Genomic DNA, 22,678 nt, shown 5'->3' with positions numbered 1-22,678 from the left:
TTACGCATCTCTTAGCGAGGATCTTTATCATACCATCACCATTCGACATTGTCAACAACCTTCCTAGAAAATCTTTTTCCTTTTAAGTTGTTTTGTTTATGTCTCTTAGCGACGTGTTTTATCTTAACACCTCTGCCATATATTAATTTCTTACTTTATTGCTTTTCTATGAAATTATTCTTATCTTTCGCTACCATTCGCCATCATACTAGCCACTACATATACTGATACGCTAGAAACCGTTGTATATATTAAATATTCTAAACTAAATATTAAAACAACTAATTTTCTCACTTTCGATATTTTAAAAATATAAAACCTTAATTTATAAATTCTTTCAATTCACCTTATAAACTATTTAGAAACATTTGCACATTAGATTATATATAAAATACAGTAAGAACAAAATCGCAGGCGACTGTGGAGCTTGGAATATAAATTCCTAAAGAATAAAAAAATTGATGATATCAAACATTTTATATCATCAATTTTTGTTAAACTATATTTATTATTTATAGATGTATATATAAAACCTATTCTCTAACCCACAATCTCATTTAGACTTTCATCTTTGTACTAAAGTCATACCCACATTTTAAAAAATCAATTGTTAATATTTATTGAAACCTCCATTATATACTACAAATCCTGATTTAGTATTTGCACCTTTAGATGTATTGTAAACTACACTTAACTTACCATTTTTACGATATAGTGGTGTCGCAATTTCACCAGGCGATAGTGATCCTATTGTATTCCCATTAGAATCATAAACAGTTTCCGATGTAGAACCATTTTTCCAAGCTCCAGCATTAAAATATTTAATTATGTTTGTAGCATTTGTAACATATCCTGTCCTTACTCCATTAGGTGTTGGATATTCTATCAAAGCCAGTTGAGTTGAATAACTAACATCCAATACTGTTATTTTATCCCCATCATCAACTCTACGATCAGGAATAATATTACCACTCGAATCTCTTACGTAAAGAAAATCTCCTGATACTTTAGCATTATTTGGATAAGTAAATCCACTTTGTGTTGGATCACTCGGCTCAGATGGATTACCCTGTAGATATATGAATCCAAGAAAATTCGCAGATCTACTCTTAAATGCTGATACTGTCTGATTTTCCTCTGCGCCATCATATGCCTTGCTCACATGATAGTTAGCTTCATTAAAGTATATTGTGTCACCAGAAACACTTTCAATAAATACAACATGTCCCGCACTGCCATTCCCAAATACTGCTATAGAATTAGCTGCTGGTGTTTGTCCTTTCGGATAAGTAGTTTCATTCCACCATTGTTTTGCATTGCCATAAAACTGAGAGTTTAACTTTATTCCTAATTTCTCATATACACGTCCCCATACAAACCATGTACATTGTCCTTTGTAACCACTCTGCGTAAATATGTTTTCACTGTTATAAGCACTACTTGATATGTTTGGTGAAGTTGCAGCAAAAACAATGTTAGGAGTTTGTCCCAAAAGCATTAATAATGACGCGGCTAAAATCATTACTTTTCTAAGTTGTTTTTTCATCTCACCTCTCCCCTCTTAATTACTAGTATTATTAATAACACCAAGCTTAATACAATTGTTAATAACACTCTTTACCACATTTATATATTCTCATATTACTAAAACTAAATAAATAGTGTTTTCTTTAAACATACAATACAAAGTACTAAAAGTAAGCTAATCAATTATTTGCTTACTTTTCAAATAAATATTCTTTTCATTCCAGAATTTGTACGTTTTGTTCCAATAATGTTGAAATTTTATCCAATATGCTTTATAAAGATAGTATTCACCAAATAATATGGAGAGGTTAAAATGATAAAATTACTATCAACTTTTATAACAAAGTACTTAGAAGAAAATAACTCTTCTTTAATTAAAACAGATTTACTGAAAATTCAGTATACCCTAGAAGTTATTTTGGGAGACTTAGCTAAATTAATAATATTACTATTGATTTTTTGGAATTTAAATGAAGTACCATTCTTCTTATTATCTCTTTCTATTTTAATTTCAACAAGGCCTTTAAGTGGAGGTATTCATTGCAAAACTTTTAATGGCTGTTTGATATTAAGCATAACATATTTCTTAATATTGTTACTTTTTAGCAAATTGTCATTAAAACTAAATATTACTTTTTATATGGTTTTCTTTATAATTTCTTTTATTGTAATTTTAGCTTACGCTCCTTGTCGTAACAAAAAAAGACCTGTAACAAATAAAACAACATTAAAAATATTATCTTTAATATCGTTAACTTTTTGGGGCATGCTATTTTTTGAACTCCCAAATATTCACGTATGTAACTGTATATTTATAAGCTTATTTTTCCAAATCATTCAATTAATTGTCATCAATATGAAAGGAGTTGTTTCTAATGCAAAAATCTATAAATTTTTTTTCAGCCATACTACTTAATATATTTAATTTAATCTCAAAATCAAGTTGCGCTACATTTTGCGGCGAGCCAGATTATCCTCAAGAATTATTAAAATAGATATCAAAAATAATTTCTCCATATTCTACTTTTAGTTTTATATGTCCTTTATGTGAATCAATTATTTGTTGTACATTGTACAATCCATAACCTCTATTATCAGTATGTTTAGTAGAATAGCCTCTTTTAAACATCTCATTTAAATTAAGATCATTAGAATTTGTTATTTGATTTTTAACTATTAAATGAGATGTGTTTTTTTCGTTGAAAATTTTAATTTCAATATTTTTATTAATGCATTGCTCTTTAATTACTTCTTCAAAAGCATTGTTTAACAGATTATTTAGTACATTAGATATTTCATGGTAACTTAAATTAGCATCCAAAACATCATTTTCTATATTATATTTAAAGTTAATATTATACTTTTTTGCTTTACCTATATATCTATATAATATAGATATAATAACTATATTATTAATATATATAAGTTCATTTATCTCATTATCATATACATCTTCATCTTTCATATAGCTATTAATTGCTGATTTTACATCTTTGTCATCTACAACTTCTACTATTCCTCTTATTGTATTTTTATAATTAACAAAATCATGTTGCCTTCGTTTAATTTCTTGAACGATTTCACCAATAACAGAATTATATTCATTGGAAATTTTTAATGTTTCTTTTTCTTTAGCTACTTTTACAATATATACATATGTTAATATTTGAGAAACTACCAATATGCTCAATATTACTGCCGTAATAAATAGATTATTTAAAATTATTTTTTTATCATAATTCCAAATAATCTTAAAGATTATCGCATAAATGCTACATGTTGATACAAAATAAATTAAAATATTATTATCTATACTTTTAAAGGTAATAGCTCTACTGAAATTACTTTTTGAAAATATTATTATGCTAACTAGTATAGCCAATTCTGTAACAATTATCATAATAGTATCATCATAAACAAATTTATCAATAACTAAAAACAATATTAGCTGTAAGCTCATCTCTATAAGTAATGTCATAAAAAATCCTAGTATAATTTCTTTTAAATATACCTTATATATGATTTTGATTACTATTATAATCATTAAATACGTAATAGCCGTATTTAAATTTAGCCTTTCAATAATTGTAATTAAAATGGACGTAATAATCACACTAGATAAAAATTTAGCTATCTCATGATTTTTTTTCATTAAAACTGTCCATAAATAAATTACATTAACCATATCTAAACCATTTATAATAAATCTCTCTAACATATTATCACTTTTCCTTTTTTAAACTCAGACATAATACCATTTTTAAATTTGTATCCTAAAAATGCTGTCTTATTATATTCGTTAAAATATACTTCACTAAGTTTAACGTCTAGTTTTTCTATTTTTCGTATATAGTTCGTGTTTATTGCAAAAGCTCTATGGCTCTGAACTATGTAATTGCAATCAATTAACTGCAATATTTTTTTTAAACTTATGTTATATGCAGTATAAATTCCATTATAAGTATTTATATTGCAATTTTTCCCATCAACTTCTATAAATATGATATCATTTACCTTTATCCCAACGTATACCCCATTTTTTAAAGTGATTACAATCTCTTTGTCTTTTTCCTCGCTATAATAATCAACTTTGTTGTTCAAATCACTTGTTTCATTAAGAATAATCTTATTCAACATGGCTTGTACATCATTTTTATCATATGGTTTTACAATATAATCATAGCAATGAGTTTGTTTAAATGCTTGTGTTATATATTCCATGTGTGTTGTTAAAAAAATAATTTGCCTAAACTCGTATTTAGATACACTTCTAATCTTCATAGCAAGGTCCAATCCTGAAGATTCCTTTAGACTAATGTCTATCAAAAACATATTAATATCATTATTTAAAATTATTTCTAATGCTGACATCTCGCTATCAGCTTCATAAATTCTTACAAAGTCACATACAGATAATATCATTCTCTTTAAAATGTCTCTTTGTATAGAATCATCCTCTACTATAATAATAGAATACAAAAGTACCACTCTCCAATCCATATACAATCTAAAAAATATGTCAATAATACTGTCTCATATAATCATGAGTTTCAAGGCTGATTTTCTTTAAACTTATTTTATATTAGATTATTTAAACGCCCCTACCTATATAATACAATATTATATAATTATATACAAATATCCCACTTTTGTGTAAATTTCATTTATTATTATTTAAAGATAATGGCAAAACGTGCTGTATAGACTATTTAATCTAATACAGCACGTTTTAATTAAAGTTACTCTTATTAAATTTTTTTAAAATTAATTACATAAATATAGCTATTTTTTCGGAAAGAAACATTTCTAATTCCCAATCTCCTTTATACTATAATCTGCATATGAAGAATACTCAGTTTTGGGATATTTATCTTTTACCTGCCTAAAATATGTAAGAGCATTAGAGTAATCATTTGTCTCTTTATAGCACGTCCCTATTTGATACATTAACCAAGGCATAATATCTATGTCAGAATCGATTTGTGAAGTCATTTTTAATTTAGGAAGTGCTTCCGCATATTTTTTTTGTTTATATAGCTTATTTCCGTCATTGTATATAGGCCAGAGTCCACTTATTCTTAAATCTTGCCATAATTTATCAAACCTCGCTTTCGTATCATTATCAAAATTTTCGTTCTTCACATTTATTAAATCCTCAGCAGCAATTTCATATTTTCCGTCTCCAATTGATTTCTCAGCCTCATCTAACATACCCAAAATATTATTTTTATAGCTATCGCTTTTAATTTTCTGGTCTTCTGAATCTATTTTGGCTTTCTCACTATTTTCAAGGTTTACCATATTCTCTTCTAACGAATCATTTACTTTGCTCTGATCTTTATCAACTTCCTCTTGCTTTACTATTAGTTTATTATTTATACTAAGCTTATGCAAAAATTCTTGAGTTTCGATAGGAACCTTCGCTATTGCTATTTGAATAAACTTTGGATAAAAATAATTCATTACAACACCGCCCATAATGATCACTGTGCTTAATATAACCATAATTATTTTTCCTGTCGAACTCTTTTTCTTTGTATAGTACTTATTCCATCTATCGCTATCAATATGATTTATGTCATCCATATTATTTACATTTTTCCCTATGGATGATTTTATTTTTAGGCTTTGTATATAATCATTTGCCAAACTATCATATATAGCGTATTTTTTGAGTTTCTTAAATACCTTTTCTGCATTTCTATATTGCTTCATACTAACATAGCATAATCCAATGAGCTTAATTGCATCTGAGAACCCCTTATTATAAGATAAAGCTTTCTTCAAATCAGTCAAAGCCAACTCAAAGTTACTTTTTTTTATTTCTCCTATTGCTGAATTATATAGAATAATGGATTTCTTAATATCATCATTAATCTTATATCTATTCAATTCCATTTCCTTTATATTGATTGGGTTTATTTTTTTAATCTCCAATTCAAAATTAACCAAAAAATTACCTCCTAAAATATTACACAATAATACATTAATTTCCAAATGATAATGTACTTCCATTGAGGACAGAAGAATTTTATATTCACATTTAAAGTTCAATTCATTCCTATATATAAATCTTAGCAAATTATGTAATATAATTCAATATAAAGTCTTATTGGTAAAATACTTTCTAGGATGTTTTTAGCCGTACAAAAAATTATTTAATTGTAAAATATAATTCACTCTTTAGTTCTTATTTTAAATTATATGAATTTATTGTATAATACTGTCAAAACAAAATATCTTTTGAACATTTAAATTTATCAGAACACTAAATATAATTTACTAATTCTTATAAAAATTCAATTTAGCTTGTTATACTATTTTTACTTAAAACTGTCTAAAAAACTTAAGACTATGTATTCTTACTTAATACATAGTCTTTTTTGCGATATAAATCAATAATTTCTTTAACTTAAATTTTATTTTCCCAAAATTCTTATCCCTTGAGGAAATTTAAACACCTCATAAGGATCATACTTCAATTTTATTTCTCTTAATTTTTCTAAATTTTCACCATAATATTCTTTTTCATAATCTTCAATCTCTGCGTACGGAAAATTAATATATGAACCTGTTGTAATACTATTTATGTATATAAGCTTTTCTTTAACCCATTCTATATTCATAAGCGCATACTCATATTCTTCCCAAACAGATTGAAATCCCATTATAAATTTGGCATCTCTATAATAAAAAGCTGTATCATTTTTACCTTTTTCCCCAATCGCTCCACCTAATCCATATAGAGAAACAGCTGCATATACTCCTCCATTAGCTCTCTCCTCAATAAGTTTTATAATTTTCGCCATTTCATTTCTACTATAATCCTTATATACGAATCTTCCTGCCGATTTATATTTCTCATACGGAGGATGACTATCTTGAATTCTTCTATTCACGTCTAAAACAGAAATATAGTTAAAATCAAATACTCCTTTTTCAGAAATATTCTTAAACGGGCGCAAAATTATATCTGCTTCTTCTTTACTGCCATATAGTATCCCTGTAATTCTGACTCCTCGTCCTTTTATTTTCGAATTATATATCCCCATCTTTAAATTAACTCTTTTATCTAAGCTTTTATACAAATGTGCCCAAGTCTCAAATATATCTAATATCTCATTATCATCAACACCTATGTAATCTATATCTATTAAAGTCGCCATTTTAATTTTCTCAGGAAGTTTAAATGTCATGCTAGTAACCACTCCAAAATTTCCTCCACCAGCACCTCTTAATGCCCAAAATAAGTCTTCATTAGATTCATCTGTAGCAACTATTCTTTCTCCCTTATAGTCTATCAGTTCAATTTCAAGTAAGTTATCAGATGCTAATCCAAGTAGCCTATTAGAATATCCCCATCCGCCGCCTAAAGTTAATCCTGAAACGCCAACCGTTGGACATCCTCCTCCAGGAAATGGATAGCCAAGTTCACCTAAAACCTCATATAATTCCCTATTCCTAACTCCACCTTGTATTTTCACTGTTCCTATTTCTTCATCTACACTAATTCCATTCATTTTGCTAATATCAATTACCACAACATCATTCCCAGTTGAATATCCCTCATAGTGATGTCTGCCTGACCTTATTCTAATCTCTAACGAATGCAATTTAGCCCAAGTTATTGCATTGATAATATCATCATTAATATGACAGTATATAATTACTAACGGATATTTTTCTATAGCTCTATTCCAAGCTTTTCGTTCTTCTTCATAACTAAAATCTTCTTTTGTAATTACATCTCCTGTTAATCCCCTATAATTAAAATCTATCAAGTCTATCACCTTCTACTTTTCTGCTAATTATTTCATCTACTCCCATAATACCATATTATATTTTTTATAATAAGCGTATTTTATCTAGTAAAATATTTTTTTATGTAATCTTTTGATTAAAGAATAAGATTTACTAAAACTTGTTAAAAAACTGTAAACTTTTATTTTTATTGAATATTATACTTTTCCCATGTCAAATATATAACTAATCACAAAATCGTAAAGGAGGAATTTATATGGATAAAGAAAGAGCACAGGAAATTGTTTCATCATCAGTAATGGCAAATGTAACACTTAATGGAACTCCAATTTACATCGAAAGCGTAAATACTAATACAGAAACTGCTAATATCCATTTTTTTAAAAATCCAAAAAATTCACGTGAAGTACCTTTAACTAATTTACAAGAACATAATAAAAAATAGTATTAAATATAAAATTATAAAAACACCTTATAATTTTATATTTAAATTCTAACTCCTAATGACTACAATTTTGTGGTCATTAATTCTACATATTATATATAAAAACTTTCCTTTAAGCATTCCTATTACTGAAAAATATTTTAAAATTATTACTTAATTATTTTATCAATGAAAATTTATATAATCCTACCATGAATTTCATGGTATCAAACGTATCCTTTAGGATATGCTAATATCATAAAGGATATAACAGTTAAGCAAACAAATATGTTCAAAAAATAATATATTTGTTTATCAGAATTTAATACAAGTCAAAAGATTTGTATTAAGGTTAGATGCGATTTTATAGGGTTAGGAAAAGTCTTATTATAGTAGATTAATTTTATTATATTAGGATTCCAACTTATCTTATAAGGTCAAGCTAAGATTATATTTGGTGGTGTAATAATCATATATAGTTAAAAGATTATATATGGTCGTGTAAGTATCTTATTTAGTCGAACGAAATATTAATATGGGTATTGCACTGTTTAATTATGGTCGAAAGATTATAATTAGATACTAAGTTATTCATATTAGTGTGAGTTACACTGTTATATTCTTTATTTAATGGCCATAAGTAAATTTACATAAATTTACTTATGGCTTTTATTTCTACTCATTTCCTATAACAAATCCTTCTTTGCATTCTAACTATCCATACAATAAAGTTTTTTCCATATACCAATAAAAGTACATGGGAAGAAGTTACTTTTAGTAAATCTTCACATGTACTTTTATTTTATGTTGGAATATTTGCAAATAATAAAATTCATACAAATTATTTTTAAATGTAATTTTTCTTAGTTATTTATTAATTTAATTTTTGCCAGAAAAAATATCAACTTAAATTCAAAGTTATAAATTAATCAATATACAAATCTAGTTCTATTTTTCTGCTAATTTAACCAATTGTTCACCAAATTCTTCTGCTTTCATATCTGGTACCCATAGCCCAGATTGTGCATCCTTCTTAAATTTATAGGTACCCTTATTGGTCTCAGATGAAGGTTTAGCACTACCTAATTCAGCTAATAAATTTTCTATATATTTATCTTTAAATTTATTAATTGCTTCTTTTTGATCAGTAATGCCTAAAGCAATGGTTGAATCCTGTGCATCATTAGTTGCTTTGGTATCCATTGCATTAAAATCAATGTATGGTGTTGTTATTGTTATTGTTGCTTCACTTCCATTTTCAGAACCCGCCTCAACAGTTGCATCTAATGACTTTAATGCGTTATATTGAGCTTCTGTTATCTTGTCCAATTCTTCATCTGAAATAAGAATCCCAGCCTTAGTAAAATTCATTCTAGTTTGGTTTTTAGTTGCATCCATTTGAGTCTTGATTATGTTATTGGCATCATCTTCTTTAATGCCAAACTTACCTATATCTGTTTTATCATGTTTTATTAAAAAGTTAAAAAAGAACTTTCCACTTTCACTAGCAGTTGGTTTTTTGCTGCATCCAGCTGTTGTCAGTATAATTCCTATACATAATAAAGTAATTAGCATTAATACAATCTTTTTATTAATTTTCATTTTAAATTTTACCCCTTTTTTATTTTTTGTAAAACTTTAAAAATAAAGTATTTAATGTTTTATTTTTACAAATTTCCACTTAAATATTATATCATAAAGATTCTCAATTTCAATAAGTACTGCTTATATCTAGACTAAGAAAAATAAGCGTAAATTTAGTATTTTTTATATCATTTTTAATTTAAGAATCTATTGATCTTAACTATATATCAACCTTTTATATCTGCTTCAGAATTTTCTTTAAATAAAATTTTATCCGAATTCAATTCAGTTTCATCATGTATATATGGCTTTTTCCTAAATACCCTTATCACTTTACCAAATAGACCTACTATGCCGGCTAAAACAAATATCCATGCCTTCTTAAATATTATTAGTATTTTGGTAAGCAAACCTGTCTTAGACACTGTACCTCCAACAATTAGTGCTGCCAATCCTACTTCTGCTACTTTATCACCCTTTATGTAACCTGAGTATCTTTTCCCTTCTTTATAAGCATAATTTTTAATAATATTTTCTAACTTAGGTTTAACTGCTGCCATTAATTCCTTTGTATCTTCTCCATCCGCAAAAATGTACTCACTAGGCAGATTTAATTTCGCTAAGTCAGTTCCTACATTTACAGTCTTCGAACCTTTAGTCCAATTTATTCCTGGCACACCTATTGAATCATAAGCATATGAGATAATTGGAATAAACGTAAATATAGTTAAAGCAGCTAATGTTCTTAATATTTTTTTCAACATTTTTATCCCCCTATGTACTAAGTTACATTTCTTATTCTAAAGTTATTTTCATTTGTTGTATATTATACTTTTGTATACTTTTTCGCTTTCAAATAATACAAGGATTATATAGAGAAATATATTCTATAATTAGAAATACATTAAGATATTTAAAGTTGATCATCTAGAAAAAATTCAAGAATTAATAGAAAAAAGTATCATTACTAGTTTACAATTCGTCCACCATTTTTATCGCTAATGTCAGCGCAGTATCACCTGCAGCTATTTCCATGAAGCAATCTCTAACTTTTCTTTGTGATCCATATCATAACAACACAACTACGTAAAAAATCATGGTAATATTTACAATTCAAATTTATCCTCTTAACTCCGTATATTTAATTAAGTTATGCTCATACTAACTTTGAATGATTTATATAGGAGGTGTTAAATATGCCAGGAAAAGCTAAACAATATGTTGATCAAGGCGTATCTTCATGCAAAGATACTATAAGTTCACTACAACAAGCACTTAGCTCTGCAGAAAAACAAGATAATAAAAATAAAATTCAACAAGCAATAAACTCTCTTAATTCTGCATGCCAACAATTATCTGAGTATCAAGACTAATTTATACTTAGATATATTGCTATAACAATATAATAAACCACTTTATTCTAAATAAATCAGAATAAAGTGGTTTATTATCTTTTATCTCAAATATGTCTTAAATTTATACTTTAGAAATATGGAATAATATAATTTATATATTCAAAAAACACATATATCATTAAAATCCATAATCTTTTAATATAAATTTATTTTAGTTTTAGATATTATGCTAAATTTCTTTTAACAACTTCCTCGCTTCTCGCCTTTGATTTAATAACCTTATGAATTAACCAAAGCATTATAAACCATATAGGTGTTACGAATAGAGCCACACGAGTTTCATTATTAAACGCTAATGTGATTATAACAAAAGCCAAAAATGCTAGAATTATATAGTTCATAATTGGGTAAAGTGGCATCTTGAATTTGTTGGACGCTGCAAGTTCTGGATTAGTTTTACGATATTTCAAATGGCAAACAACAATAATTGCCCAAATGAAGATAAAACAAAATGTTGATATACTTGTAATTAGAACAAACACTCCTTCTGGCATAATGTAATTTAAAATAACTGAAATCAAAATAACAATTGCTGAGAATATTGTAGCATTAGCAGGTACTTGATTAGAAGTTAATTGATTCATTGACTCTGGTGCATTACCTTCTTTTGCAAGAGAGTAAACCATACGACTTGTACTAAATATACCACTATTACATGCAGAGGCAGCTGATGTTAATACAACGAAATTTACAATACTTGCTGCTGCTGCAATTCCTACTGCTGAAAATACTTGTACAAATGGGCTTTTATCTGGATTAATTGAAGTCCATGGGTATATACTCATGATAATAAAAAGTGCTCCAACATAGAAAATAATAATTCTGATTGGAATATTATTAATAGCCTTTGGAATAACACGTTCTGGATCTTCAGTTTCACCAGCTGTAAGCCCTACTAATTCGATTCCAGTAAAAGCAAATACAACCATTTGGAATGAAAGAATAAATCCAGTTGCACCCTTAGGGAACAATCCTCCATGACTCCAAAGATTTGTAAAGCTAGCTGCACCAGCATCTGTAGAAAATCCTTTAATAACCATAAATATACCTATTATAATTAGTGCTAAAATTGCAACAACTTTAATTAAGGCAAACCAAAACTCCATTTCACCGAATAACTTTACTGCTGTAAGGTTCATAACCAATAAAACTATAAGGATTATAAGACTTGGAACCCATTGAGCTATATTCGGGAACCAGTATTGTATATAGAGACCTGCAGCAGTTACATCTGCCATCGCAAGTGAAATCCAACAGAACCAGTAGGTCCATCCAGTTATAAATGCGGCTCTTTCTCCTAAATAATCATATACGAAATCTACAAATGAATGATAGTTTAAATTAGAAAGTAATAATTCCCCAAGGGCACGCATAATAAAAAAACAAATTATTCCTGTTATCATATACGCAAACAATATAGATGGTCCTGCCAAGTGAATGGACCTTCCTGAACCAAGGAATAATCCAGTACCGATTGCTCCTCCAATTGCAAGTAATTGAACATGACGATTTTTTAGCCCTCTTGATAAATTTTGATTTTCTGATTTTAATTGATCCATTTTTATCCCTCCATCTTAGTTAAAAAAGCATGTACTAAAAAGCCTTTTACTAATATAAATGTTTTGTAATTTGAGATATAAATGGGAATAGATAAGATCTAAATGAAGTAATTTATAATATATTACTTTGATAAGATATGTTATCTGTCCCCTGTCCTTTTACCTGAGAGTTTCGCCTTTACAGCTTTCTCCTTCGGTGCTCGTTTCGAGTCTCTCCAAGGTTTCATCCAATAGCGGTCATCTCTAATTAAATAGGTACCTGAAAGATTTACTTCTTCGGTGAATGACCATAGCCATTACTCTCCCGCTATCTTCGTCTGAACTTTTAGATTTTACTGTTATATATTAATACATTTTTAATAAAGTTGCAACATTTTTTTCATTTCAATCAGAATTATTAAGTATTTTTATCATAATTTTAAAACCCTCATAAAATGCAACTAACTCTCCAACATCAATCCCTCTTCTTTGTAAACTTAGAAAATTATGCAATAAAAAGTCTAGTATAAAAACACTAGACTTTTTAAGATATTTTTAGTTATATAAACGTTAATGTAATATTTTATTTATCAATAAATATATTTTATCCTACATCATTCATCTTCTTTTATATAAAAATGGTTTGGATATCGCTCTTTCTTAAGTTCCTTTTCAGTCCCCAATTCACACGCCATGGTGAAATAATCAACCTTGTAATTAATATGTTCCATATATTTATTTAATTCATCTATCTTTTTTTGAACATTTTCCCTATGTTTTAATATTAATTTCAACCTTTTATACAATGTATCATCACCTTGACTATTTAAAGAAACAAATTCTTTTATTTGCTCAATGGGCATATTAGTATTTTTCAGACAATTAATTACTGCAATCCATTCTAAATTTGACTCATCATAATATCTATGACTATTTTCAGCCCTTTTAATATTAGGCAACAATCCCTCAGCTTCGTAATATCTTAAAGTAGATGGTGTTAGTCCTGTAATTCTCGCTGCTTCCTGTATAGAATATTTCATAGTTGCTCTCCTTATACTAGAAATTTCTAATACACATTATACGCCAAAATTACTATTTTTAGAATAGTAATGAAAATAAAATGTATAAATAAAACTTATTTTTTCTAAATTTAGCCTAATTAAGACTTATTTCATCAATCATCCTTAACTCTTCATCAGTGAATCCAATATTATGAACTATCCCTACATTTTCAATAATTTGTGATGGTTTTGATGCTCCAATAAGCACACTTGTCACTTCTGAATCTTTTAGTACCCAGCTAAGTGCCATTTGAGCAAGAGTCTGTCCTCTATTTGAAGCAATATTATTTAATCTGCGAATTTGATCTAACTTTTTCTCTGTCAATATATCTTCCTTTAAGAATCTTCCATCCATTTTTATTCGGCTATCGTCTGGAATTCCATTTAAATACTTATCTGTTAATGTTCCTTGTGCTAAGGGGCTAAATGCTATAATTCCTTTTCCATTTTCCTTTGCCGCCCCTTTAAGCCCATTATTTTCAATAGTTCTATCAAATATAGAATATCTATTTTGATTTATTATAAATGGGCATTTCAATTCATTTAAAATTGCAGCTGCCTTTTCCATTGTATCTCCATTATAATTTGAAATTCCTGCGTAAAGTGCTTTTCCACTTTTTACAGCTGTATCAAGAGCCATCATAGATTCTTCTAATGGCGTATCAGGATCCATCCGGTGATGATAGAATATATCTACATATTCCAATCCCATGCGCTTTAAACTCTGATCCAAACTTGCTAATATATATTTACGACTTCCCCAGTCTCCATAAGGTCCTTCCCACATCTTATAGCCCGCTTTTGTGCTAATTAATAATTCATCACGATATGATACTAAATCGTCTCTTAAAATACGTCCAAAATTTTCTTCTGCACTTCCTGGAACTGGTCCATAGTTGTTTGCTAAATCAAAATGAGTTATTCCATTATCAAAAGCAGTAAAACATAATTCTTTCATATTATTATAATCTGCATTACTTCCAAAGTTATGCCAAAGTCCAAAGGATATCATTGGAATCTTTAAGCCACTTTCTCCGCATTTACTGTATTTCATCTCATTATATCTATTTTTTGATGCTTGATATTTCATTCTCTCAGCTCCTTTGTTTTTATAACTTAACTTTAACACTTAAAGTTAACTTTAAGTCAATGCTATATTTTTAAATTTCCTAAAATATATATTATTCAGAAATAAACTACCCAACCCAGGACTGACATAAATTTAGTAGTTTATATTGCATGATATATACTTTTATTTATGTTGAATTGTATACCTAATTAGCACTTGGATAAACTGAAGTATTCCATGAATGATCCACACTTATTTCTTGGTCTGTTAAGTTATAGTAGTCGTATTGTATAATATCACCGTAATTAGATACTGGATCATCCCATGTACAGTCCACATGACGCCATTTATTATTTATATAAACCAAGTTCCATGCATGAGCTTGTCCATCAGCATTACCTTCTACAACTATTGATTTAATTCCTGCAACAGTAAACATTTTTTGAGCTAAAAGAGAATATCCTTCACAGACTCCAGTATGTTTAATTAGTGTATTATAAGGATCATATATAGTTAAAGATTGATCATATTTTGTATTATTTATTATCCAATCATGTATCGCACGTTCTTTCTCTGGCTGACTCATGCTATCTGGAGCAATCTGTGCGACTATAGATCTCACTTTCGAATCCAAATCTGCTTCCATTCCTGCTGTCATTTTATAATTGCATTTAACCTGTATTCCAATATTACCTGATCCATAACTTGTCATGGTTACATCATAATCAGATACATTAAACATTTCATAAGAATTAGTGATTTTCAGCTTGCTTATCTCATCTTTAATAATATTTTCTAGGTTGCTGATATCTACGCCACTACTTGGACATTCTATATAAAATGATGGATTTTGAATACTAACATTCTTTAATATTTCTTGTCCTATTAATGTATTTACTGAATCAATCCACACTCCTCTGGAATTTAAGTAACACCCATCAATAGTAGTATTCTGTGCCATGTATCCATTTTGGTAGAAATAATACCAAAAGCCATCTATCTTTCTCCATCCAATGGCATACGAATTACCTTCTGTATACCACCAACCCTTATAATTAGATTTCCATTCTGCTGAAACTCCTATTGGGTTTAGCGCTGTGATCGAAGCTGCAACTAATGTACAAATGATGATATTTCTTAATCTTAGACTTTTCATTTTATTCCTCCCTTCAATACTTATAACATAATTGTATATCACTTCATCTTTTTTTCAAATATGTTACAAAGCAGTTTTACACAAAAAATCTATTCACTTTATTTATATTTTACTACACAGGTTTAAATGTTTATTTTTCAATATACAAAAATTACAATTAAATAATGTGAATAAAAAAATAGAGTTAGTATTTTAACATTTATGATACTAGCTCTATCTTTATGTTTATTTATTTTTAGATATATCCCGAATATTTAAATAAACCAAGCAAAGTTAAAAATTATCCATTTCCAATTCCAAATATATAATCTCTATAACTATGCACATTAAGAATATGTACATAGTTATATAATTATTTTAATACCCCAAAATTAACCTTTGCCTACACTCTGCTCTTTGATGTGATGACATCTTTAATATATTTTCTTCCATCCATTTTCGTTGTTCATAGGAAAACCTTTTTCCAAAGAATAACATAAATTGATTGTCATAATTGTCTCCTACTAATCCATAGGTAGATTGAGTAAATTTAATAAACCCAAGAGTCTCCAGCAATGCTGTATCATGAAGATAAATTGATTTCTCCTCATCAAACATTTCTAATCCCAATTCTTTTTCTAACCTAGATGCTAAAAGATTATGTTTAGATTCACCACATTCATAAAATTTCCCATCTCTTGATAACCAACCACATATACCTGTTTCACTCATTCACTTAATAGGCTAGATACTTATGATTTAGCTTGTATCTTCCTATTTTACACCTCACTCTCTTGTATAATAATCTGAATATATTATTGCTAATTTTTATGTTTAGGCAGCGTTTTCATTCTGTAAACCAAGAAAATTCAGCATATTAGTATAAAAAACTTTTACTTTAAATTTAATATATTTCATAAATTCTATATTTCCACAAAAATATTAATATTCCTCTATTTTAAATGATGTAATATTATACGAAATAGGCGGATTAATGTATTAAGATTACAAATTAATCATATAAATGACATGCAACAAAATGCTCACCTTCAATTTCTTTAAAGACAGGAATTTCATTTTTGCATCTCTCATATGCATATACGCAGCGATTACAAAATTTACACCCATTTTCTCTATCTTGCAATGTTATCTCTGATTCTTTTAGACTAAGCCTCTGCTTTCGCAATTTTGGATGACTAACCGGCATAGATTCAAGTAACATTTTTGTATATGGATGCATCGGATTATCAAATAAATCTTTTTTTTCAGCTAACTCAACAATGTTCCCTAAATACATAACTGCAATTCTATCACAGAAGTATTTTACAACGCCTAAGTCATGAGATATAAACAGAAAAGTTAGTAGATATCGTGTTTTTAATTCATTCAGCAAATTTATAATCTGTGCTTGAATCGAAACGTCTAATGCAGCCACTGGTTCATCTGCAACCACAAATTTAGGCTGAACAGCCAAAGCTCTAGCAATTCCTATTCGTTGACGTTGACCACCACTAAATTCATGAGGATATCGATTTATAGATTCTTTATCCATACCACAAATCCTTAAGTATTCTTCTGCTATATTAAATGCATCTTTCCCATTTATCAATCTATGCTTCTTAATTCCTTCTGCTATAATTTGTCCAACTTTCATTCTTTTATCTAAACTAGCAAATGGATCTTGAAAAATAATCTGCATATCTTTTCTTAATCTACACATTTCCTTGTTACTAATTGATTTCTTATTTTCCACATCAAATAAAGTCTTATCTTCAAATATTACTCTACCACCATCAGCATCTATTAATTTTAAAATAGTTCTGGCTGTTGTAGACTTTCCACATCCCGATTCTCCTACCAATGCAAAACTTTCTCCCTTTTTTATTGAGAATGAAATATCATTTACTGCATCTAAAACAATCTTTTCTCTTCCCAAAAAGCTTTTTTCAATTACATATTTCTTTCTAATCCGATCTACTTCTAAAATCGTGTCAATCAAAATCCTTTCCCTCCTCGTATAACCAGCATGCTACTTTATGATTATCTTTAATATTGAATAATGGTGGAATTTCATCTTCACATTTTATGCAAAACTTTTTATGACATCTATTGTTAAAACGACACCCTTCAGGCATATCTGATAAAGATGGTACTATTCCTTCAATACTTTTTAGAGGCTTTCCGCTTTCACCTCTATGCGGTTGTGATTCCAATAGCCCAAGAGTATACGGATGTTTAGCATTATCGAATAACTCATATACATTACTTTGCTCAACCACCTTTCCTCCGTACAATACCATAACTTCATCGCAGACTTCAGCAACTACTGATAAATCATGAGTAATAAATAAAATAGATGTTTTAGCTTTATTATTTAATTCTTTTAACAGAAATAAAATTTGGGCCTGAATAGTGACATCTAGCGCTGTTGTAGGCTCATCTGCAATTAATACTTCTGGTTCACAGCCTAGAGCCATTGCAATCATTACTCTCTGACGCATCCCTCCGCTCAAGTTGTGTGGATAAGAATTATAAACTTTTTCTGGATTTGGAATATGGACTGTTCTAAGAATCTCAATTACCTTATCCTTAAGAGCTCTCCCTTTCAAGCGTTTATGTATCTTTAGTGGCTCTGCTATTTGCCTTCCTATTTTAAATACTGGATTTAGTGAAGTCATTGGTTCTTGAAATATCATAGAGATTTCATTTCCACGAAGATATTCGAATTGTTTTTCTGTAAACTTACTTAAATCATTTCCATTAAATAATATTTCTCCCTTTTCAATCTTACTTATCTTATCTGGAAGCAATCCTATGATAGATAAAGCTAAAGTACTCTTGCCACAACCAGATTCCCCAATAATCCCCAGTATCCTGCCCTTTTCAATAGCAAAACTCACATCATCTACAGCTATTACTTTGCATTTCCCTTCCCCAAAACTAACAGATAGATTATTAATACGGAGAATTTGTTTATCCATACTCGCGCCCCTCCTATATATTCATTTTGGGATCAAGAGAATCCCTCAGTCCATCCCCTACAAAATTAATTGATAGAACTGATAAAAACACCAATACCCCTGCTGGAATCCAAAGCCACCACTCGTATTGCAATACACGCATACTTTGAGCTGCTGATAATATATTCCCCCAGCTTGGCTCAGGTTGTTTTACTCCTAATCCTAAGAAGCTTAAGCCAGCTTCCATTAAAATCCCTTGTGCAACAGCTAACGTAGCATTCACTATAACAGGTGATAATGTATTTGGTAACAAATGATTAATAATAATTTCAAAACCGTTAAGACCCATAGCTCGTGCAGCTTCAATAAATTCGCTTTGTTTAAGAGAAAGAATTTCAGCTCTTACAATTCTAGCAACTCCCGTCCATTGTAAAAGACCTATAATAAAAATAACATTCCAAACACTAGGTCCAGCTAATGCGGCAACTGTGATTGCTATCACAAAGAAAGGAAAGCACATAATTGTATCGACTATACGCATGATTGCATTATCAATCCATCCTCCATAAAATCCGCTGATGCAACCTAGCGTAACTCCTATTATCATCTGCAAAGCAGTCGCACTTACAGCAATCCCCAATGAAATACGTCCACCATATAATAATCTAGTAAATACATCTCTTCCAAGTTCATCTGTTCCAAATAAATGCCTTAAACTTGGTTGACTTTCTATATTCATTAAATCTATAGAGTCTCTCCCATAACTTGACAAAAAGGGTGCAAAAATCGCTGCTAATACAAATATACTTAAAAGACAAAAGCCAATTGCGGCCAGCTTATTCTTTAGAAACCTCGTTAAAATTACATGTTTTAACACACTTTCCCTCCCTTAATCAAATTCTATACGTTTATCTACAGCTGCATAAAGTATATCTGCCAATAAATTCGTAAGTAAACTTATTATTGCAACCATCATAACTATTCCCATAATAAGTGGATAATCCCTACTAATAACAGCATTGTAGTTCAGCCTTCCAATCCCTGGCCAAACAAAAATCGTCTCTGTAAGAAGAGCCCCTGATAACAATGATGGTATCTGCATAGTTACTACTGTAATTAAAGTCAGTAGTTCATTCTTTAAGGCATGCTTGTATATAACATTCCTATTCCTAACTCCTTTTGAACGCGCTGTACGTATATAATCTGTTTTTAAAATTTCAATCATATCAGAACGCGTATAACGCATTAAACTAGCCGTATTCATTAGTGCAAGAACTATCATTGGTAATAACATATGCTTTGCAACATCTATTACGAATGCCAAACCAGTTAAATTAACACCTGTAGTCACCATCCCTGATATAGGGAGCCATCCCAGATTTACAGAAAACACTTTAATCAAAATCATACCAAAGAAAAAGGATGGAATAGATAATCCTATAAACGCAAATATTGTGACAATGTAGTCAATTTTAGTAAACTGTTTTGTAGCGCTTATAACCCCACATGGGATTGCTATCAAAATACTGAGAATCATTGAACATATAGATAAGATAACTGTATTACCGAGACGACTGCCTATAACACTCATAACGGGCTGCTTAAATTGAATAGAATATCCGAGGTTCCCTTGTAACGCTTGCATTAACCATTTAAAGTATTGAATTAATATAGGATCATTATATCCCAATTGTTCCAACATTTTTTCTTTCATCTCTTGCGAAAGATTAGGATCCATCATAGATGAAAACGGATCTCCTGGCTGTAGCTTTACAAGTATAAAAACAATTATAGAAATTCCAATCAATACAGGGATTGTCTGTATTAATCGCCTAAATACATATTTTCTCAAATAATCAACTCCCTTCTGTAAAAAATTGTATCGATTAAAACTGCTGTCTTAACCGATACATTAAATTCTTGACTTTAGTTCGTGGCTTCTCTATTTCTATTGAAATAGCATCTTATTTTGAAATTGTCCAGTTTTGAATATCCGGAAATACGGAATATGCTGAATATTTATATCCCTGTAGCTTAGAATTATGAGCACGAATAGCATTTTGTGAATATAAAAATACATATGGTGCTTCATCATTCAATAGTTGTCCCCATTTTGCATAGACTTCTTTACGTTCATTACGATCAATAGTAGTTGCAGCCTTTTCTATAAATTCATCACTTTTAGTATTTATAAAATTCGAAAAATTGAACTGAGAATTATTTGCAATACTTGAAGACCAATAACGATCGGCATCACCTGGATCAACTTCTAAGGTAAATCCTAATAATCCCATGTCATAATCTCCTTGTCCCTTAGTTTTTGCCATAGCAGACGCAACATCCATTGTGCTGATATTTACCATAATACCTACATCCTTTAAATTTTGCTGAATAATCGGAGCACTTTGCTCACGAACCTTATTTCCTGTCGGAACCATTAAATCCACTTCAAATTTCTTACCATCCTTTTCAAGAACTCCATTATTTTCAATCCAGCCAGCTTCTTTTAGTAATTCTTTGGCCTTATCTGCATTATAATCATAGGTGTTAAGTCCAGATTGAGGATAAGCCCATCCAGCTAGTGATATAGGTGCATTTATTACTTGTCCATGTTCACCTAACAAACTATCAACTATACCTTTTCTGTTTATAGCATAAGTGATTGCTTGACGTACTCTTTTATCTTTAAAGAAATCTCTATTACTATTCATAGTCATAAATTGATAATTTGCACTTGGCTTCTCCTCTATTTTTATACCTGCATTTTGTAACATCTTCAAATCTTCTTCTTTTGTGCTTGAAAGTTCAACAATATCAAGATCCCCTTTTGCCAGCTCTGAAAGCTCTGTTTCTGTATTAGTAACCTTGAAAATAAATTTATCTATTTTTGGTGTTCCTCCAAAGTAATTATCATTTTTAGCTAATTCAACATATTGATCTGGTTTAAAGTCTATAAGTTTATATGGACCAGTGCCTATAGGCTTGTTAAGTAAATCACTTTGTTTATCCCAATCAGCAACATTTACTTTACTCCAAATGTGCTTCGGAATGATTCCACGCTGTGAAAAATTCGATAATGCGGGTGCATAAACTTTAGAATATGTAAAGCTTATGGTATATTTGTCAATAACCTTAATTCCACTTATAGAATCTGCTTTACCGTCATGATAATCCTGCGCACCAACTATTTTTGAAATTTCATCGAATCTTGATCCTGTGTACTTTGGATTAGCCATACTAGTGAATGTAAACGCAACATCATCTGCTGTGAAGTCCTCCCCATCATGCCATTTTACATCTTTTCTTAAATTAAATGTCACAGTAAGATTATCACCTGAAAACTCATATTTCTCTGCAAGCCCCGGCTTAAAATCATTATTCTCATCTAATGAAACCAATGGTGAATATATCAAGCTATTTACGTTATTATCATACGTTGTATTTGATAATAATGGGCTAAACAAACCTTTAGGAGAAGATTCCACAGCGTATCTTAATACAGATTCACCACTTGATGATTGATTATTGGCTGATGAATTAGTTGGTATTTCTGCAGATGTACTTCCACAACCATTTAATAGCAATATAGATAATATCATTGAAAACATTCCAGCTAATATTTTATTTTTTCTTCGAAACATAAATATTCCTCTCTTTCATAACTTGATCTCGATTCATATAACGTAAAGTATTGATTTTATCAA

21 protein-coding genes and 1 riboswitch are annotated in these 22,678 nt (G+C 29.3%); of the genes, 4 read left to right on the top strand and 17 right to left on the bottom strand.

The annotated features are described in order from the left end of the window. Positions 1 to 610 precede the first annotated feature (610 nt). Entirely contained in the window at positions 611 to 1,546 is a 936-nt protein-coding gene (locus T483_RS0121165; RefSeq protein WP_026888627.1) for a CHAP domain-containing protein, read from the bottom strand. A 294-nt stretch (positions 1,547 to 1,840) separates the two neighbouring features. Between T483_RS0121165 and T483_RS0121160 the strand changes: the two genes are divergently transcribed. Next, positions 1,841 to 2,443: an accessory gene regulator B family protein gene (locus tag T483_RS0121160; RefSeq protein WP_026888626.1), complete on the top strand. Its 603-nt coding sequence runs from the start codon at positions 1,841 to 1,843 to the stop codon at positions 2,441 to 2,443. Next, positions 2,403 to 2,522, top strand: a complete 120-nt coding sequence (gene agrD / locus T483_RS31210; RefSeq protein ID WP_155268523.1) for a cyclic lactone autoinducer peptide AgrD — start codon at positions 2,403 to 2,405, stop codon at positions 2,520 to 2,522. Before T483_RS0121160 ends, agrD begins: the two co-directional genes overlap by 41 nt. Here agrD and T483_RS0121150 read toward each other — a convergent pair. The 4 genes from T483_RS0121150 to T483_RS0121135 all read right to left on the bottom strand — a co-directional run bounded on the left by T483_RS0121150 (position 2,504) and on the right by T483_RS0121135 (position 7,808). After that, on the bottom strand, positions 2,504 to 3,745 hold the full coding sequence (locus T483_RS0121150) for a GHKL domain-containing protein (protein WP_026888625.1): 1,242 nt from the start codon (positions 3,743 to 3,745) through the stop codon (positions 2,504 to 2,506). The genes agrD and T483_RS0121150 overlap by 19 nt on opposite strands. Beyond that, positions 3,739 to 4,506 (bottom strand): LytR/AlgR family response regulator transcription factor, encoded by a 768-nt coding sequence (locus T483_RS0121145; protein ID WP_026888624.1) that lies wholly within the window; start codon positions 4,504 to 4,506, stop codon positions 3,739 to 3,741. Before T483_RS0121145 ends, T483_RS0121150 begins: the two co-directional genes overlap by 7 nt. Positions 4,507 to 4,833: 327 nt before the next feature. Further along, complete coding sequence (locus tag T483_RS0121140) at positions 4,834 to 5,979, bottom strand: tetratricopeptide repeat protein (protein WP_026888623.1); 1,146 nt, start codon at positions 5,977 to 5,979, stop codon at positions 4,834 to 4,836. 467 nt (positions 5,980 to 6,446) lie between these two features. Beyond that, positions 6,447 to 7,808, bottom strand: a complete 1,362-nt coding sequence (locus tag T483_RS0121135; RefSeq protein ID WP_026888622.1) for an FAD-dependent oxidoreductase — start codon at positions 7,806 to 7,808, stop codon at positions 6,447 to 6,449. A 236-nt stretch (positions 7,809 to 8,044) separates the two neighbouring features. Here T483_RS0121135 and T483_RS0121130 point away from each other — a divergent pair, with 236 nt between their 5' ends. Then, on the top strand, positions 8,045 to 8,233 hold the full coding sequence (locus tag T483_RS0121130; protein WP_026888621.1) for an H-type small acid-soluble spore protein: 189 nt from the start codon (positions 8,045 to 8,047) through the stop codon (positions 8,231 to 8,233). A 927-nt stretch (positions 8,234 to 9,160) separates the two neighbouring features. Here the strand turns inward: T483_RS0121130 and T483_RS0121125 are convergent. Then, positions 9,161 to 9,814, bottom strand: a complete 654-nt coding sequence (locus T483_RS0121125; RefSeq protein ID WP_026888620.1) for a hypothetical protein — start codon at positions 9,812 to 9,814, stop codon at positions 9,161 to 9,163. Between the two features lie 209 nt (positions 9,815 to 10,023). Next, on the bottom strand, positions 10,024 to 10,560 hold the full coding sequence (locus tag T483_RS0121120) for a DUF2167 domain-containing protein (protein ID WP_026888619.1): 537 nt from the start codon (positions 10,558 to 10,560) through the stop codon (positions 10,024 to 10,026). A 432-nt stretch (positions 10,561 to 10,992) separates the two neighbouring features. On the opposite strand from T483_RS0121120, the gene T483_RS31720 reads away from it, so the two are divergent. Further along, complete coding sequence (locus T483_RS31720) at positions 10,993 to 11,169, top strand: hypothetical protein (protein ID WP_196244903.1); 177 nt, start codon at positions 10,993 to 10,995, stop codon at positions 11,167 to 11,169. Between the two features lie 206 nt (positions 11,170 to 11,375). Here the strand turns inward: T483_RS31720 and T483_RS0121110 are convergent, their stop codons facing one another. From T483_RS0121110 to T483_RS0121065, 10 genes are all read right to left on the bottom strand, one after another. Then, on the bottom strand, positions 11,376 to 12,770 hold the full coding sequence (locus tag T483_RS0121110; RefSeq protein ID WP_026888618.1) for an amino acid permease: 1,395 nt from the start codon (positions 12,768 to 12,770) through the stop codon (positions 11,376 to 11,378). A 141-nt stretch (positions 12,771 to 12,911) separates the two neighbouring features. Further along, positions 12,912 to 12,999: riboswitch (glycine riboswitch) on the bottom strand. 364 nt (positions 13,000 to 13,363) lie between these two features. Beyond that, positions 13,364 to 13,789, bottom strand: a complete 426-nt coding sequence (locus T483_RS0121105) for a MerR family transcriptional regulator (protein WP_026888617.1) — start codon at positions 13,787 to 13,789, stop codon at positions 13,364 to 13,366. Positions 13,790 to 13,904: 115 nt separating this feature from the next. Beyond that, entirely contained in the window at positions 13,905 to 14,900 is a 996-nt protein-coding gene (gene mgrA, locus T483_RS0121100; RefSeq protein WP_026888616.1) for an L-glyceraldehyde 3-phosphate reductase, read from the bottom strand. A gap of 184 nt (positions 14,901 to 15,084) precedes the next feature. Then, on the bottom strand, positions 15,085 to 16,035 hold the full coding sequence (locus tag T483_RS0121095) for a transglutaminase domain-containing protein (RefSeq protein WP_026888615.1): 951 nt from the start codon (positions 16,033 to 16,035) through the stop codon (positions 15,085 to 15,087). A gap of 357 nt (positions 16,036 to 16,392) precedes the next feature. Further along, complete coding sequence (locus T483_RS0121090; RefSeq protein ID WP_017208965.1) at positions 16,393 to 16,746, bottom strand: hypothetical protein; 354 nt, start codon at positions 16,744 to 16,746, stop codon at positions 16,393 to 16,395. Between the two features lie 280 nt (positions 16,747 to 17,026). Further along, positions 17,027 to 18,013, bottom strand: a complete 987-nt coding sequence (locus T483_RS0121085; protein ID WP_026888614.1) for an ABC transporter ATP-binding protein — start codon at positions 18,011 to 18,013, stop codon at positions 17,027 to 17,029. Then, positions 18,006 to 18,995, bottom strand: a complete 990-nt coding sequence (locus tag T483_RS0121080) for an ABC transporter ATP-binding protein (protein WP_026888613.1) — start codon at positions 18,993 to 18,995, stop codon at positions 18,006 to 18,008. The genes T483_RS0121085 and T483_RS0121080 overlap by 8 nt, the downstream gene beginning before the upstream one ends. A gap of 13 nt (positions 18,996 to 19,008) precedes the next feature. Then, the gene (opp4C, locus tag T483_RS0121075) at positions 19,009 to 19,851 is read right to left on the bottom strand and encodes an oligopeptide ABC transporter permease (RefSeq protein WP_026888612.1); all 843 of its coding nucleotides are present in this window, start codon (positions 19,849 to 19,851) and stop codon (positions 19,009 to 19,011) included. A gap of 12 nt (positions 19,852 to 19,863) precedes the next feature. After that, positions 19,864 to 20,826, bottom strand: coding sequence for an ABC transporter permease (locus T483_RS0121070; RefSeq protein ID WP_026888611.1), 963 nt, complete (start codon positions 20,824 to 20,826; stop codon positions 19,864 to 19,866). Between the two features lie 112 nt (positions 20,827 to 20,938). Next, a complete protein-coding gene (locus tag T483_RS0121065; RefSeq protein WP_026888610.1) occupies positions 20,939 to 22,615 on the bottom strand; it encodes a peptide-binding protein in 1,677 nt (558 codons plus the stop codon). Positions 22,616 to 22,678: the final 63 nt, after the last annotated feature.

The sequence above is a fragment of the Clostridium beijerinckii HUN142 genome (assembly GCF_000621745.1).
In the GTDB taxonomy this organism is placed as follows: Bacteria; Bacillota; Clostridia; order Clostridiales; family Clostridiaceae; genus Clostridium; species Clostridium beijerinckii_A.
Note: the sequence above shows the minus strand (reverse complement) of the source record. Positions and strands in the feature narration are given on the sequence as shown.